The sequence below is a fragment of the Streptomyces sp. NPDC048353 genome (genome assembly GCF_055587165.1).
Map to the genome: position 1 here is coordinate 414,374 of NZ_JBVJGU010000006.1, position 15,303 is coordinate 429,676.

At 74.8% G+C, this 15,303-nt stretch carries 14 protein-coding genes; 9 read left to right on the top strand and 5 right to left on the bottom strand.

The genetic code is table 11. The annotated features are described in order from the left end of the window. Window positions 1-515: 515 nt before the first annotated feature. Window positions 516-1,145, top strand: a complete 630-nt coding sequence (locus ACZ6RC_RS23815) for an alpha-ketoglutarate-dependent dioxygenase AlkB (protein WP_391133926.1) — start codon at window positions 516-518, stop codon at window positions 1,143-1,145. 58 nt (window positions 1,146-1,203) lie between these two features. Here ACZ6RC_RS23815 and ACZ6RC_RS23820 read toward each other — a convergent pair whose 3' ends face one another. Next, complete coding sequence (locus ACZ6RC_RS23820; protein WP_391133929.1) at window positions 1,204-1,746, bottom strand: cytochrome b; 543 nt, start codon at window positions 1,744-1,746, stop codon at window positions 1,204-1,206. Window positions 1,747-1,866: 120 nt separating this feature from the next. Here ACZ6RC_RS23820 and ACZ6RC_RS23825 point away from each other — a divergent pair, with 120 nt between their 5' ends. Beyond that, the gene (locus ACZ6RC_RS23825; RefSeq protein WP_469586579.1) at window positions 1,867-2,265 is read left to right on the top strand and encodes a DoxX family protein; all 399 of its coding nucleotides are present in this window, start codon (window positions 1,867-1,869) and stop codon (window positions 2,263-2,265) included. A gap of 39 nt (window positions 2,266-2,304) precedes the next feature. Here the strand turns inward: ACZ6RC_RS23825 and ACZ6RC_RS23830 are convergent, their stop codons facing one another. Continuing rightward, window positions 2,305-3,483 (bottom strand): saccharopine dehydrogenase NADP-binding domain-containing protein, encoded by a 1,179-nt coding sequence (locus tag ACZ6RC_RS23830; protein ID WP_469586582.1) that lies wholly within the window; start codon window positions 3,481-3,483, stop codon window positions 2,305-2,307. 72 nt (window positions 3,484-3,555) lie between these two features. On the opposite strand from ACZ6RC_RS23830, the gene ACZ6RC_RS23835 reads away from it, so the two are divergent. The 3 genes from ACZ6RC_RS23835 (at window position 3,556) to ACZ6RC_RS23845 (ending at window position 6,625) form a co-directional block, all read left to right on the top strand. Then, window positions 3,556-4,515, top strand: coding sequence for a GlxA family transcriptional regulator (locus ACZ6RC_RS23835; protein WP_469586585.1), 960 nt, complete (start codon window positions 3,556-3,558; stop codon window positions 4,513-4,515). A 243-nt stretch (window positions 4,516-4,758) separates the two neighbouring features. Further along, the gene (locus ACZ6RC_RS23840) at window positions 4,759-5,268 is read left to right on the top strand and encodes a hypothetical protein (protein ID WP_469586589.1); all 510 of its coding nucleotides are present in this window, start codon (window positions 4,759-4,761) and stop codon (window positions 5,266-5,268) included. Window positions 5,269-5,398: 130 nt separating this feature from the next. Then, entirely contained in the window at window positions 5,399-6,625 is a 1,227-nt protein-coding gene (locus ACZ6RC_RS23845; RefSeq protein WP_469586592.1) for a PP2C family protein-serine/threonine phosphatase, read from the top strand. Between the two features lie 54 nt (window positions 6,626-6,679). Here ACZ6RC_RS23845 and ACZ6RC_RS23850 read toward each other — a convergent pair whose 3' ends face one another. Continuing rightward, the gene (locus ACZ6RC_RS23850; RefSeq protein ID WP_469586595.1) at window positions 6,680-7,186 is read right to left on the bottom strand and encodes a MarR family winged helix-turn-helix transcriptional regulator; all 507 of its coding nucleotides are present in this window, start codon (window positions 7,184-7,186) and stop codon (window positions 6,680-6,682) included. 115 nt (window positions 7,187-7,301) lie between these two features. Here ACZ6RC_RS23850 and ACZ6RC_RS23855 point away from each other — a divergent pair, with 115 nt between their 5' ends. Both ACZ6RC_RS23855 and ACZ6RC_RS23860 read left to right on the top strand, forming a co-directional pair. Further along, window positions 7,302-7,895, top strand: a complete 594-nt coding sequence (locus tag ACZ6RC_RS23855; RefSeq protein ID WP_469586599.1) for a malonic semialdehyde reductase — start codon at window positions 7,302-7,304, stop codon at window positions 7,893-7,895. Between the two features lie 204 nt (window positions 7,896-8,099). Continuing rightward, window positions 8,100-9,269 (top strand): MFS transporter, encoded by a 1,170-nt coding sequence (locus ACZ6RC_RS23860; RefSeq protein ID WP_469586602.1) that lies wholly within the window; start codon window positions 8,100-8,102, stop codon window positions 9,267-9,269. Between the two features lie 62 nt (window positions 9,270-9,331). On the opposite strand, the gene ACZ6RC_RS23865 is transcribed toward ACZ6RC_RS23860, so the two are convergent. After that, window positions 9,332-10,054: a VOC family protein gene (locus tag ACZ6RC_RS23865; RefSeq protein WP_391133955.1), complete on the bottom strand. Its 723-nt coding sequence runs from the start codon at window positions 10,052-10,054 to the stop codon at window positions 9,332-9,334. A gap of 207 nt (window positions 10,055-10,261) precedes the next feature. On the opposite strand from ACZ6RC_RS23865, the gene ACZ6RC_RS23870 reads away from it, so the two are divergent. After that, a complete protein-coding gene (locus ACZ6RC_RS23870; protein ID WP_469586605.1) occupies window positions 10,262-10,801 on the top strand; it encodes a DM13 domain-containing protein in 540 nt (179 codons plus the stop codon). 79 nt (window positions 10,802-10,880) lie between these two features. Here ACZ6RC_RS23870 and ACZ6RC_RS23875 read toward each other — a convergent pair whose 3' ends face one another. Next, on the bottom strand, window positions 10,881-14,528 hold the full coding sequence (locus tag ACZ6RC_RS23875) for an AfsR/SARP family transcriptional regulator (protein WP_469586609.1): 3,648 nt from the start codon (window positions 14,526-14,528) through the stop codon (window positions 10,881-10,883). Between the two features lie 157 nt (window positions 14,529-14,685). Between ACZ6RC_RS23875 and ACZ6RC_RS23880 the strand changes: the two genes are divergently transcribed. Beyond that, window positions 14,686-15,243, top strand: coding sequence for an SDR family oxidoreductase (locus tag ACZ6RC_RS23880; protein ID WP_469586611.1), 558 nt, complete (start codon window positions 14,686-14,688; stop codon window positions 15,241-15,243). The last annotated feature ends 60 nt before the right edge of the window (window positions 15,244-15,303 follow it).

Here is a 15,303-nt window from a genome sequence, read left to right on the forward strand (position 1 = left end):
GGCGGCAGGGGCGACGGCGCCGGGTGGACGGGGAAGGAAAAGCCCGCCGTACGAGGAGTGGGCTCCCGGAAGCGGGGCATCCGCCTGACAGGCCCCGCCGCGTACCCCCCCGTCGCGGCGGGGTCTCCGCGTGGTCGGACACCCGGGTCGGGCCCGCGCGAGACGGGACCCGCCCCAGAACGTAAGGGGCCCCACCAGGCCGGGGGGGGTGACCGGTGGGGCCGACGAGCCCGTATGACGGGGGGAGACACAGGGGCTCGTGAGGGGAGTGTGGCACGCCCGGGCCCCTGACGGACACCGAAACGCCGTCTTCCGGGGTCGTCCGTCCGAGAATCATGCTGACGGATCAACGTCGCCCCGGGCGAAGCTCCGGCGATCGGCGCCCATGGAAGCTGAGCTTCCTGTTCCGCACCTCTCACGCCGGTCCTCCCGGAGCCCCGCCCGCCAGGCCTCTCTGTTCTCGCCGACCACACACAATTCGCTCACTTGTTCGTTTCCAGGGGTACGCTTGACCCATGCACGCACACCTCCAGGCCTCGCTGTTCGACCAGGGCGACGACATGCGGCTCGGACCGCTGCGCGGGCTCGAGCGGCGGCATCTGGGGAGCGGCGCCTGGATCGACCTGCTGCCCGGCTGGCTGACCGGGGCCGACGCGCTGTTCGAGGAGCTGGCAGCCGGAGTCCCCTGGCGGGCCGAGCGGCGGCAGATGTACGAACGCGAGGTCGACGTGCCCCGACTCCTCGCCCACTACCGGGAGGGCGACCCGCTGCCGCATCCGCTCCTGGAAGAGGCGCGGTCCGCTCTCTCCTCGCACTACGCCCCGGAACTGGGCGAGCCCTTCGTCACCGCCGGCCTCTGTCTCTACCGCGACGGCCGCGACAGCGTCGCCTGGCACGGGGACCGCACCGGCCGCTCCGCCACCCAGGACACCATGGTCGCCATCCTCTCGGTGGGCGATCCGCGCGACCTGGCGCTGCGCCCGCGAGGCGGCGGCGCGGCCGCCCTGCGCCTGGCGCTGGGCCATGGGGACCTGGTGGTGATGGGCGGCTCCTGCCAGCGCACCTGGGAGCACGCCATACCCAAGTCCGGGCGCGCGGTCGGCCCTCGGATCAGCGTCCAGTTCCGCACGCGCGGCGTCTCCTGACACTTCCGCCGAACCTCCCCCGCTGCCCTCGCCGGCCGTCGTCCGTGACCGGCCGCGGTCAGAGCATGCGGCGCAGCAGTCGGTCCCGGTCGACGAACTGGTGCTTGAGGACCAGCCCGACGTGCAGGCCCAGGGCGACGAAGAACGCGATGTGCGCGGCGACGTGGAGGGGGAGGACGTCGTCGTCGCCGGCCACGAGCAGGGCCAGTCCGCTGGCGGGGACCAGGAAGGTGAGCCAGTAGAGTGCGCTCTCGGTCCGATGGGCCAGTCGCCGCTCCGCCGTGGAGAGCGTCGGCGCCCACGGCGGCAGTGGCAGAACTCGCCGGCAGACGAGCCGGGCGACACCGAGCGCGATGATCGTGACGCCCAGGACGACGTGGGTGGTCAGCAGGGCATCGTCCCCGAACGGATCGTAACGGTCGTCACCTCCCCGCCCCCGCCCTCGCCCCGAGTCGCCGCCCCTTCCCCGGCCGCGCCCGCGGCCGTGCCCCGACCCCTCGGAGGCGAGGAGGTAGCCCACGGCGAACTGCGCGGCGAACGCGACGACCACGCTCCAGTGGAGCACCTTGGTGAGGGGCCGGTACCCGGCGCTGCTGGCCATGGGCCCAGTGTGCCGACGCCCTGCCCCTCCAGCGTCCTTACCGGCTGGTAACGTCCCGTCCGTCGTCCCCCGGTCGGCCTACCGCTCCCGCCTCCCCGCCCCCTCCCGTGAAGGAATCCGATGCCCCGGTCTTCCCGCTCCGCCCGTCCGGCCCGCTCCGCCCTCCTGCTCGCCGGCCTGCTGGCCTCGGCGGGCGTCGCCCACTTCGCCGCGCCGAAGCGGTTCGATGCCACCGTGCCGCGGGCCCTTCCCGGCAGCCCGCGGACCTGGACCCTGGCCAGCGGTGTGGCCGAGCTCGCGCTCGCCGCCGGTCTCGCGGTGCCCGCGACCCGCCAGGTGAGCGCCCGGGCCACCGCCGTGTTCTTCGCCGGTGTCTTCCCGGCGAACGTCAAGATGGCGTACGACTACCGGAACCGCTCGCCGCGCGCGAAGGCCCTCGCGTACGGCCGGCTGCCGCTCCAGGTGCCGCTGATCCTGTGGGCTCGCCACGCCGGCCGCACCGGCCGCACCGAGGGCTGACGGGGCCTCCGGGCTCCCGGGCCCGCCCCCGGCCGTCGGTCAGGAGAGCCGGACGGGGGCGGTGAGCGACCAGCCGAAGCCTTCCGCCCCGCCGCTCGCCCGATCGGTCAGCGCGGAGAGGAAGTCGGCCGCGTCGAAGAGCGCGCCCGCCGGCGCGACACCTCCCGGCCCGGGCCGGCCCTCCGCGCTCCCGCCCCCGACGCTCCCGTTGCCGAGGGTCCTGCCGTCGAGGATCCGAGCCACCGCCTCCACCGCCAGGGGCGCGCTGATCGCATAGATGTCCCTGCCCCGGGCCACGGCGCGCCGCTCCCGGCCACCGAAGCGCACGACGGCCTCCACGAGGAACGTCTGGTCGGAGCGGCCGCGCTCGTCGACGGCCGCCGGGGGCGCGGTGTCGGGCGAGGTCAGGTCCTCGACCGCCGCGGCGCTCATGACCGTCCGCATCTCCGGGACGTCCACGTGGCGCGGGACGGTCACGCTGTCCGCCATCGTGAACTCCCCCACCACGTCCCGGTCGCCGACCGGCGCGGGGAACGACCAGCGGGACAGGGGCGGTTCGCCGGTGCGGTACTCGAGGCTTCCGTTCGTGTGGAGGCGACGGCGGCCGTTCCGGCGTTCGCGGGAGACTCGGCCCGCCGCCCGTGTGCCGGCCGTCGGACGCCAGCTGCTCAGGGCGTACGCGGTCACCACCTCGTCCGCCTCCCGCCGGTCGCCCAGGGCCGCGGAGACGAGGAGGTCGCCGAGACCTCCGTAGAACGCCATCGCCGGGACGATCGGGGTCCCGGCCTCCCGGGCCCGGTCGTCGAACCGCGCGAACGTGTCGGCGACGGCCTCCAGCTCCGCCGCCACGTCCACGTACGGGACGCCGACGCGCAGCGCGGCCCCGATCACCGGGGCGGCCGTCGAGGCGAACGGCCCGGCGCAGTTGATCACGGCGGCGGCGCCCGCGAGTGCGCGGTCGAGCGCGGCGGCGTCGTCGACGGCCGCCGGCCGTACGTCGAGGCCGCCGTGTTCCTCCGACAGCGTCCGGAGCCGTGCGGCGTCGCGGCCGGAGAGGACGGGCGTCCAGGCGCGCCGCAGCAGCTCGGCCACGACGAAGCGCCCCGTGTGTCCGTACGCGCCGTAGACCAGGACCGTACGGGCCGGACGGTGCGAACGGTCCGTTCGGTCGGTGTCGGCGGTGTCGGCGGGGAGGTGTCGTACCGGTGTGTCGTTCATGTCCGCCATCCTGTCCGCGCGCCGCCGGCGGGCGTGAGTGGCAGCAGTGCCACGGCTCGTACACTTTCGGACATGAGAGGTGTCGCGCTGGCCGTCAGCGAGGGCGTCCCGCACTTCGAACTCGCCGCCGCCTGCGACGTCTTCGGGGTCGACCGGTCCGACCTCGTCGATCCCTGGTACGACTTCACGGTCTGCGGTCCCGCGTCCGTGGGGGTGGGCGGCCGTTTCCGGCTCGAACCCGACCAGGGGCTCGACGGGCTGCTCCGCGCGGACACCGTGATCGTGCCGGCGTGCGCGGACCCGGCCGAGGAGCCGCCCGCCGACCTGGTGGACGCCGTGCGGGCCGCGCACGAGGCCGGGGCGCGGGTGGCGTCGCTGTGCACGGGCGCGTTCGTGCTGGCCGCCGCAGGTCTGCTCGACGGGCGGCGGGCCACGACGCACTGGTGGCACGCGGCGGCGCTGGCCGCCCGCCACCCGCGGGTGCGGGTCGACCCGGACGTGCTCTACGTCGACGACGGCCGGGTGCTGACCTCGGCGGGCAAGGCCGCGGCGATGGACCTGTGCCTCCACCTGGTCCGGCTCGACCACGGTTCGGCCGTGGCCAACGCGGTCGCGCGCCGTCTCGTCGTCCCGCCCCACCGGGCCGGCGGGCAGGCCCAGTTCGTCGCCACGCCCGTTCCGGAGCCCCGTGGCCACTCCCTCGACGCGCTGTTCGCCTGGGCGTTGGCGCGGCTCGACCGGCCGCTGACGGTGGAGGACCTGGCCCGCCGGGCGGGCATGAGCTCGCGGAACCTCGTGCGCCATTTCCACGCCGTCACCGGCACGACTCCGCTGCGCTGGCTCTCCTCCCAGCGGATCCACCGGGCGCAGGAGCTCCTGGAGACGACCGACGACAGCGTCGACCGGATCGCGGCGGCCACCGGCATGGGCACCGCGACCACGCTGCGCCGCCACTTCCACCGCACGCTCGGTGTCCCGCCGGACGCCTATCGCCGCACCTTCCGCAGCGCCCGGGCCACTCGGGCGCGGTGATGTCCGAGCGCACGGACGGACGGCGGGACGGACGGACGACGGGACTGCCGGACGACGGGACTGCTGGACGGCCGAACGACGGGGACGAAGGGGGCGACGACCCCCTCCCGCCCTGCCCAATCGCGCACTCGGGCGTTTCTTCCGGGGCCACGCCACGGCGGTCCGGGGCGGCGGGCCCCCGAGGCGGGAAGGTGGGCGGATGCGCGCGAGCACACAGGCCCCCCGCACGGCGGGCGAAGGGCCATGACGTCGTCCGGTAAGCCCGACCTGTCGACGGACACCGACCCCGGTGAGCGGCGGCCGTCGCCCTGGCTGCGCCTGCTGCCGGGCATCTCGCCCGAGCGGCGCGGCTTCGTCCTGGCCTGGTGGGGCTTCGCCCTCACCTTCGGCGGGATGCGCCTGCTCACCTGGCTGATCCACGTCGACATGGCCGGGTTCGGCGATGTCGAGGCCGGCGGGATCCACCTCCACCACTACGTCTGGGGGATCCTGCTCCTCGCGGTCGTCGGCGGGGCCTCCCTCGCCGACCGTTCCGCACGCGCGCGTGCCTGGATGGGACTCGCGTACGGAGTGGGACTGGCCCTGATCGTCGACGAGGCGGCGCTCCTCATCAGCCTGGAGGACGTGTACTGGGACACCGAGGGCGGTGTCAGCATCGCCCTGGCCATCGCGGTGATCGCCGTCGCGGGGAGCGGCCTGGCGGCGACCCGAGGCCGCCGCGCCCCGCGTTCTCGTACGGGCGACCGATCCTGATATGTCCGATCGGCCACGGCGGCCCGCTGCGCCCACCGTTCAGGTGTAAGGGATCTCCCACCAGGCGTCCGCGACGTGAGAACGAGAACTCCGGGGGCAGAAGGAACGGCGACTCAGGGAGGAGATTGCCGTGGACGGTGACGTGTGGGGGCTGGGGGGCGTCCTGGCGGAGGCGGAGGACGCCTCGCCGGTCGAGTCCGTCGATGTCGTGGCGCGTAACCTGCAGAAGCGGTTCGGGGCGACGTGCGTGTCGTTCCTGTTCCTCGACCTGATCGGGGAGGAGCTGGTCCGGCTCACCACCGTCGACGGGGCGGAGAGCGGGCGCAGGGCGACACGCATCGGCCTGCGGGGCAGCGTGTACGAGAAGGTGCTGCGCTCCCAGCGTCTCCATGTGGAACCGGACGGGGACGACGGCCATCTGGTGATCTCGCCGGTCACCAACCGCGGCGACTGCGTCGGCGTCCTGGAGCTGACGCTGCCGCGGGCCGACGACCCGGTGCTCCGGCAGGTGAGCGACGCCGCGCACGCGTTGGCGTACATCATCGTCACCGACCGGCGGTTCACCGACCTCTACCACTGCGGCCGGCGGACCACGCCCACCAGCCTGGCGGCCGAGATCCAGCACCAGTTGCTGCCGTCGGCCGCGTGCTGCGAGGCCGCGCAGTTCGCCGTCGCCGGCGGGCTCGTGCCGGCCGACGACATCGGTGGCGACACCTACGACTACGCCCTGGACCAGGACACGCTGCACGTCTCGATCACGGACGCCATGGGTCACGACACCGAGTCGGCGCTGTTGGCGACCCTGTTGCTCGGCGCGTTGCGCGGGGCGAGACGCGTCGGCTGCGACATCGCGGAGCAGGCCCGTCGCGCACACCGGGCGCTGCTGCATCACGACCGTGGCATCGCCACCGGGCAGTTGCTGCGCATCCGCCTCGACATCGGAAGCGTCCAGCTGGTCAACGCCGGTCATCCGCGGCCCCTGCGCCTTCGGGACGGCGTCGTGGAGGAGTTGCCGGTCTTCGCCAATCTGCCCTTCGGGGTCACCTCACCCGTCGACTACCGCGTCCAGGAGGTGGACCTGCGCCCGGGCGACCGGCTGATCATGATGACCGACGGCATGCAGGACCGCGCCGCCGCCGATGTCGACCTCGCCGCCCTCGTCCGCGAGAGCGCCGACTTCCACCCGCGCGAGACCGTCCGGGCCCTGGTCACCGCCGTCCGCGAGGCCACCAGGGGCCATCTGCAGGACGACGCGACGGTGCTCTGCCTCGACTGGTACGGCACGCACCGCACCAGCCGTCACACCGAGGCCGACGAGGCCGACGCCGCGATCCGGGACCTGCCACCCGGGGCGTGACAGGGGCCCCGTCGGCGCCCCTGCTCCCCTTCTCGCACGCCACGTCATTCCACCTCACTCGATCCGGGTGTCACCGAGGGCCTCCAGCACCTGCCGGAGGCCCTCGCCGGTCGTCTCCACCAGGTCGCGGTCCACATCGGCGAGGAGCCGCGCGTAGGTGGCGAGATGGTCGGCGAAGGCGGCCCTGGTGACCTCGTGCCCGTGCTCGGTGAGGCGGATCCTGATGGTGCGCCGGTCCTCCCCGTCGCGTACCCGCTCGACCAGGCCCTTGGCCTCCATCCTGTCGATGCGGTTGGTGATCGCGCCGGACGTCACCATGGAGGCCTTGAGGAAGGCTCCGGCGGTGAGGGCGTACGGCGGCCCCGAGCGCTGCAGCGTGGTCAGTACGTCGAACTCGCCGTACTCCACGCCGTGCGCGGCGGCCGCGGCCTTGGCGGACTTGTCGACCACCCGGGCCAGCCGCTGGATCCGCGCGAACAGCTGCACGGGCCACAGGTCGTCCGCCACGTCGGGGCGCTCCTCGATCCACTGACCGATGATCGCGTCCACAGCATCGCTCATCGCCGCACTCCTCTCCATGTTCATCTTCTCAACGTTAAGACACTTGACGCTGAGAGAGTCGGGCTGCTTTTATTTCAACGTTGAGATTATCAAGGCTGAACGACAGGAGCATCCCATGTCCGAGCTCGCCCTCCACCCCGTCGCCCAGGACCTCCTCTTCCGCGAGGCCCGTACCGCGAACACCTTCACCGACGAGCCGGTGACGGACGAGCAGCTCCGGGCGGTGTACGACCTCGTCAAGTACGCCCCGACCGCCTACAACCAGTCTCCGCTGCGGATCGTCCTGGTCCGCTCGGACGAGGCGCGCGAGCGGCTGCTGACCCACATGGCCGAGGGCAACCGGCCGAAGACCGCCGCCGCGCCGCTGGTCGCGATCCTCGCCGCCGACAACGAGTTCCACCAGGAACTCCCCGCGCTGCTCCCGCACTTTCCGCGGGCCAAGGACCTGCTCTTCGCCGACCGGCCGGTCCGCGAGGAGTCCGCCCTGCTCAACGCGACGCTCCAGGCGGCCTACTTCATCCTCGGCGTGCGCGCGGCGGGGCTGGCGGCGGGGCCGATGACCGGGTTCGACTTCCCGGGCGTCCGGAAGGAGTTCCTGGACGACGACCACACCCCGCTGATGATCGTGAACATCGGCCGGCCGGGCGAGAACGCCTGGTACCCGCGCTCGCCGCGACTCGCGTACGACGAGGTCGTCACGACCCTCTGACCGCCCCGCACCGCGCCGGACAGCACTGCACCGCACCGGACCTCACCGCGGCCGGCCCGGGCCGTCCGCGCCACCCTCGTCCCACCCCGTTCGTACCGTCCGCCCCGGCCGCTCCCGGCCCGCCCCCCGGAGTCCACCGTGCCCCTGCTCGACCGCGCCCCCTCCCCCGCCCCCGCCACCGGGACCGCTCGGAATACCCGGCACGTGCCCGCCGTATGGCTGGCGTTACTGGCCACTCCACTGGCCGCGAGTGCCAACAGTCCGGTCCTGATCCTTCCGGACATGGCGGACGCCTTCGGTGTCCCTACCCCCACGGCGACCTGGCTCGTCACGGTGTTCGCCTGGGCCGTCGCGGTCGGCACCCCGCTGATGGCGGGCCTGTTGCGCCGCCGCGGCCTGGGCGCCGCGCTCCGGCTGAGCGCGGTGCTGATCGCGGCGGGCACGGTGGTCGTCGCCGTGGCGCCGTGGCTGCCGCTGGCCATGGCGGGCCGGGCGGCCCAGGCGATGGGCGGCGCCGGTCTGGTCACGGCGGCGATGAGCCTGGCGGGGTCGGTCCGCCGGATGGGCGTGATCACGGCGGGCTTCGGGACGCTCGGCGCGGTCGGGCCGCTCCTCGGCTCGTCACTCGCGGGCGCGGCGTCCTGGCGGGTCTCCCTCGCCGTCGGAGCGGTCGCCCTCCTCGCCCTGCCGGCGGTCATGCGCCGCGCCGACCTGTCCGCACCTCCTGCAGCCGGGCGCACCCCGTTCGACGGCCGGGGCGCCGTTCTGCTGGTCCTGCTGGCGACGGCCCTGGTCCTCGTGCCGCGCTTCCCGCTCCCCGCGGCGGCCGCCTCCGCCCTGGCGGCCGCGCTGCTCGCCCTGCACATCCGGTCCCGGCCCACGGGCTTCGTCCCGGTGTCCCTGCTGCGCAGCCGGACGTTCGTCCTCTCCACCGCGCTCGCGTGCGCCTTCGCGACCTCGTACTTCACGCTCCTCTTCACCGTCCCGCACCTCCTGCGCGACCGCACCGACTGGTCGACCGCCACGATCGGCACCGGCCAGATGCTCGCCCTTCTCACCGGCTCGGTGCTCTCCATGGTGCTGGCGGCGGCCTCGGCCCGGATGGGCCGGCCGCGGGTCCTGACGATCCTCCTCGCGGTCGGCGCCCTGGCCCCGCTCACCGCGGCCCTGACCCCCTGGCCGGCCCTGCTCCTGCCGGTCGCGACGCTGGCCGTCTTCACGACGAGCGCGGGCCAGGCCACCCTGGCGGTCTACGCGACCGGGTCCGCCGCGCCCGCGCAACGCGCCACGGCGATCGGCCTGTTCAACCTCGGTTACCAGCTGGGAGGCGCCTTCGGCCCGGCGCTGGCCGCCCTGCTCATCCTGGGCGGCTGACGCGCGCGCAGCGCGAACCCGCCTGCGCCCGCACGCCGTCCGCGGCGTCACGGGCGTGGCCGCTACCGGGGCCGCCGTACCAGGAATTCGTTGCCGTCCGGGTCGAGCATCGACGCCGGCCCGCCGTCTCCCGCGCCGGTGTCTGTGCGGGTCGCGCCGAGCGAGATCAGGCGGTCGAGCTCCGCGTCCCAGTCGGTGCCGGCGGGGACCGCCAGTTCGAAGAAGAGCCGGTTCGTGCCCTTCTTCGGCGCCACCGGAGGACCGCCCCACGTGATCTTCGTACCGCCGTGCGGCGACTGGATCGCGGTCTCCTCGTCCTGGTCCCAGACCAGCGGCCACCGCAGCGCCGCGCTCCAGAAGTAACCGACCTCCCGCGTACCGTCACAGGCCAGCGCCCCGATGGACCCGGTGTCGGCGAGGAACGCGTTGCCCGCCTCGATGACGCAGAACTCGTTGCCGTCCGGGTCGGCGAGCACCACGTGCCCCTCCTCAGGACGCTGCCCGACGTCGATGTGCTCCCCGCCGCGCTCCAGCGCCCTGGCCACCGTCTGCAGCTGGTCCTCAGGAGAGGTACTCGTCAGGTCGAAGTGCGCCCGGTTGGGGCCGGACTTGGGCGCCTGGCTCGGCAGGAACCGGATGCGGAACCCGGCGGGATCAGGGGGCAGGATCGCGAGATCACCGTCCGGACCCTCGGCCGTCTCCCAGCCCAGGACCCCGGCCCAGAAGCGCGCCAGGCCCGACGGCCGGGTCGCATGGAAGCACACCGCGAACAGTTGACTGGTCACGTCCCCGCATCTCCGATCCACAGACGGCCGGAACGGCGTCTCGCCGTCCGGCGAGCGCAGCCTAGAGGGGTGGTGCGGGCGACCGCACCCGAGTTTGCGTGCGCCGGACACGGCTCCGTGAAGGATTCGTCATGATGAAGGAGGCGCGGACGTGCCGCAGTCCCGTTCAATGGCCGACAGAGGTTTCCGGTTGGAGAGGGGCGCGTCATGGAGCGCAGGGTGAGGACAAGGCTGGTCGCCGTGGGCGCCGCCGTCGGTGTGGTGGTCGCCCTCGGGGTGGTGTGGTTCCAGCCGTGGCGGCTCTGGGTCGACGAGACCGTGCGGGAGGCCCTGCCCGCCGTGGCCGCGACGGCATCGGGCGAGCCCGCGCCGGCCGGATCCCCGGCTCCGGGTCCGCGGACCGTCGCTCAGGGGACGTTGATCAGCCACGAGCACGCCACGACGGGTACCGCGAAGATCATCCGGCTGGGGGACGGAAGCCACACCCTCCGCATCGAGGGCCTGGACACGAGCAGCGGGCCCGACCTGCGCGTCTGGCTGACCGACGCACCGGTCAGGAAGGGGACGGCCGGCTGGCGCGTGTTCGACGACGGGAAGTACGTGAGTCTCGGCAAGCTGAAGGGCAACAAGGGGGACCAGAACTACGCGCTCCCGGCCGGCGTGCAGTGGAGCACCTACACCAGCGTCAGCATCTGGTGCGATCGCTTCGACGTCTCCTTCGGCGCGGCCGAACTGACCCGCGTCTGAGCGGGAGTTGCGACCGCTGCGACATCGTCTCCCCGCCGGACGGCTATTCCGCCACCCGTCCCGGCGCCTGCGGGGGTGATCAGTGGGGCCCGGCGCGGCGGGACGAGGGCTGGGTGGCGGTCGGCGTTCCTGTACGGAGGAGAGCCGTACGGGCCTGGTCGACCGCCTCCTCCGGGTGCAGCCGGGTGCCCCTGTCGTACGCCTCCGCGAACGCGGCCGCCCCCAGTACGGCCCGCGCCGCTGCGGTGACACGGTCGACGTCGGCGCGTTCGGCGGGTGGCAGCGGGGCCCCGGCGCGGCGCCGGGCGGCGGACGCCGCGCCCAGGAGGACGGCCGCGTGGTCGGCCGCGGGGGCGTGGCCGGGGAGGGCGGCGGCGCCGGCGAGGCCTTCCAGGGAGAGGGCCAGGGCGCGGGGCTCGCCGAGGGCGCGGGCGATCTCCAGACCGGCCAGGTGGTGGGAGGCCGCCCCGCGCGCGTCGCCGCGCAGCTCGGCGACGAAGCCCAGTTCGGCCAGGAGCAGATGGTCCCCCGCCTGGGAGGAGACGTCGGCGTAGCCGTCACGGATGTTCCGCAGGTACGCCTCGGCCCCGTCGAGGTCCCCCGAACGGCGGGCGCCGAGGGCGAGGCCCATCTCGGAGTGGATCTCGCCGTACTTGTAGCCCTGCTCGGCGGCGATCCGGCGCGCCTGCGCGTGCAGGTCGCGTGCGCGGTCCCAGTCACGAGCGAGCAGCGCGAGCCGGCCGAGACCGGAGAGCCGCGCGGACACCTCCGCCTCCAGACCCCACTCCCGGGCCATGCGCAACCCTTCGTGCTGGCGGCGTTCCGCGTCCTCGTACGCCCCCTTGATCTCCGCGAGCGCGGCGAGCGGGGACACGGTCTGCAACTCACCCCACCGGTCGCCTAGTTCGCGGAAGATCAGAGCACTGCGCAACCCGTCCCGGCCGAGCCCGGCGAGGTCGCCGCGGACCAGCGCAAGCGTGGCGCGCAGGCCGAGCGCGGCGGCGGTGCCCCACTGGTCCTCCGCGGTGGTGAACAGGGTGAGGGCACGGGTGTTCAGCTCATCGCCACCGACCGGGTCCCCCGCGCTGAAGAGGCCGTACGCGCAGAGCCAGAGCGCACGGGCCCGGCGTACGGGGTCGGGGATGGTGTCGGCGGTCGGGGCGGCGGTGGCGGTGAGGCCGCGACCGTCCGCCGTCGTGGCCGCGGCCGTGTGGTCGCCGGTGAGCAGGGCGAAGGCGGCATGCAGCAGGGCGAGTTCGGTGGCCCCGGCGGGGGCGGGAGAACGGGAGCCGGCCAGGCCGGACGCAGCGGGAGAGCAGAAGTCGGCCGGGCCGGCTGAGGCGGGATCGGTGCGGTCGGGGGCGCCTGGAGTCGCGGCCAGTACCATGCCCAGGCTGCGGCGGGCCTCCGTGAGGCGGCCGCGCAGGAGCCACCACCAGGCGAGGGCCGTGACCAGCCGGACCGCCTCTTCCGGCTGCCCCGCGCCCGCCCGGCGCACCGCCTCGTCGAGTGCCGAGCGCAGATTGCCGGCCTCGGCGTCCAGCCGGGCCAGCCAGGGCCGTTGTCCGGCGCCGCGCAGCCGCGGCTCGGCCTGTTCGGCCAGGGCCCGGTAGTGGCGCAGGTGCCGGTCCCGTACGGCGGTGAGGTCCTCCATCTCGTGCAGCCGCTCGGTCGCGTACGCGGCGACGGACTCCAGGAGCCGGTAACGGGGGCCGGTGGGCCCATCCGCCACGACCACCAGCGACCGGTCGACCAGCCGGGTGACGAGGTCCAGCACCTCGTCCCGGGCGACTCCGTCCCCCGCGCAGACCGCCTCGGCGGCTGCCAGGTCGCAGCCGTCGCTGTGGGCGGCGAGGCGGCGCAGGACGATGCGTTCGGGCGCGCTGAGCAGCTCCCAGCTCCAGTCGATCACCGCCCGCAGGGTCTGCTGGCGGGCCGGAGCGCCGCGCTGTCCCAGGGTCAGGACCCGGAAACGGTCGTTGAGGCGCGCCGCCAACTCCCGTACGCCGAGGGCGCGTACGCGGGTGGCGGCCAGCTCCAGTGCGAGGGGGATGCCGTCGAGCCGGCGGCAGATCTCGGCGACGGCCCGGCGCTCGGGCTCGTCCGGCGCGTCGGGGTCGCGCGGGAAGCCGGGGGTGGCGGCGGCGGCGCGCTCCATGAACATCCGGACGGCGTCGGCGGGCGGCAGCGGCTCGACCAGGAACATCGCCTCGCCCGCCAGGCCGAGCGGTTCCTGCCCGGTGGCGAGGACCCGCAGGCCGGGGGCGGTGCGCAGGAGCAGCTCGGTGAGTTCTGCGGCGGAGTCGACGACGTGCTCGCAGTTGTCCAGGACGAGCAGGGTGCGGCGGTCGCGGAGGGCGGCGGCGAGGCGGTGCGGCAGGGAGGGGGTTCCGGTACCGGTGCCCGGCAGCGGGCGGGGGGCGTCGTCGCGGATGCCGAGGGTGGCGGCGACGACCTGGGCCAGGTCGGCGGGGGTGCCGGCGCGGATGCCGGAGAATTCCACGAGCCAGGTGCCGTCGGCCAGTTCGCCGGCCCGGGCATCGTCCCGCTCGGCGGTGGCCGCCGCCACGGCCAGTCGGGTCTTGCCGACGCCGCCGGGTCCGGTGAGGGTCACCAGCCGTGCGTCGGCGAGCAGGCGGGAGAGGTCGGTGAGTGCCTGACGCCGGCCGACGAGGGGGGTGAGGGGGACGGGGAGGTTGGAGTGGGAGGGCGGGGCGGCGGCAGGCGGGGTGCCCGCGGCGGCCGCCCCGGACGAGGCCCCCGCGGCGGGGAAGGTGCCCGCGCCCGACAGAGACCCTGCGGCGGGCGACCCGAACCGGGCTCCCACAGCGTGCGGAGCGACCGCGCCGAACCGGGCTCCCGCGGCAGGCGAGGTGAGCGGGAGCGCCCCGGTCACCCCGGCGTGCGGGCCGGGCGTCGTGCCTTGTGCGGACGCCGGGTCCGCCGGTCCCGCGGGGCCGCCCGCCGGAGCCCCGTACGCGTACGCCCTCGCGCTCAGTCCCGGCTCCTGCCGCAGCACCGCCCCGTGCAGAGCGGCCAGTTCGGGGCTCGGGTCGACCCCCAGCTCCCCCGCCAGCCGGGTGCGCAGCTCCTCGTAGGACGCGAGCGCCTCGCTCTGGCGCCCCGCCGCGTACAGGGCCCTCATCTGGGCGGCGCGCAGGCGCTCCCGCAGCGGATGGAGCGCTACGAGGTCGGCGAGCTCCCCGGCGAGGAGCGCGTGGTCGCCCGCCTCCAGGCGCGCCTCCGCCTGCTCCTCCCGTACGGAGAGCCGCTGCTCCGCGAGGCGCTGGGCGGCGCCCCGTACGAAGAGACCGTCCGCGAAGTCCGCGTACGCCGGTCCGCGCCACAGCTCCAGCGCCTCCGTGAGCAGCGCGGCCCGCGCGCGCGGGTCCCGGAGGGGGCGGGCCTCGGTCACCAGGGCACGGAACCGTACGGCGTCCACCTCGTCGCCGTCGTCGAGCCGCAGCCGGTAGCCGGGGGGCCGGCGCACCACCCGGTCGCGGCCGATGACCCGGCGGAGCTGGGAGACCTTGGCCTGGAGGGCGCCCGAGGGCTTGCCCGGAGGGGCGTCGCCCCAGAGGTCGTGGATGAGCCGGTCGGCCGAGACCGGCCCCCCGTCGTGTGCGAGCAGGTCCGCCAGCAGGGCCCGGACCTTGGCCTCGGGAACCCTGACTTCCCGCCCCTCGCCGTCCCACACCGCCAGTGGCCCGAGTACCCCAAACCGCATAGCCGTCACCGTACATGTCCGGCGGACCGGCGCCGCGGCCGTCAGCCGCCCCGAGGTTTTCCCGAAGCTTCCCCGAAGTGCCCGGGCGCAGAGTCGTCCCCATCGGTGGCACCACCGCGCCGGTGAGGAACGGGCGCCCCTGGAGGGAGCGGCAACCATGACCAAGTACGCGCGCCGAAGAGCCCTGGTCGCCGGCGAGGCCACCGGCATCGGCCTGGCCATCGCCAAGCGTCTCGTGGAGGGCGGGGCGGCGGTCCTGCTGACCGCCCGCACCGCGGAGGAACGCGCGCACGCGATCGCCGAACTCGGCTCCACCGCACGGGTCGTCGCGCCGTCGGCCGTGGAAGCCGCCCTCGCGGGAGACGGCGCCACCGGCTGCGGCGGCGTCGGTCTCCTCTTCGCCGACGCCATTCCCACCGCGCGCCCCCTGCTGCCGCACGTCGAGGACGGCGGGGCGATCGTACTGACCGCTCCCACCCCGTGCCCCGACGCCGTGCGGGCGTTCGCCGGCGAGCTCGCCTTCCGGGGCATCCGCGTCAACGCGGTGGCCCCGGGATGTATCGAGGCGCCGGGCTCCGGCGCCGTGCCCCTGCCACCGCTCGGGCGCCTCGGTGCCGCCGAGGAGGTGGCCCGAGCCGCGCTGTTCCTGGCCACCGAGGCGACGTTCACGACCGGGGCCCGGCTTCCCGTCGACGGCGGCCTCGGGCGCCCGTGAACCGGCCGCGCCCGACCACGATCGCCTCCCCCGCCCGCTCGCCCCCATCCCCCCATCCGT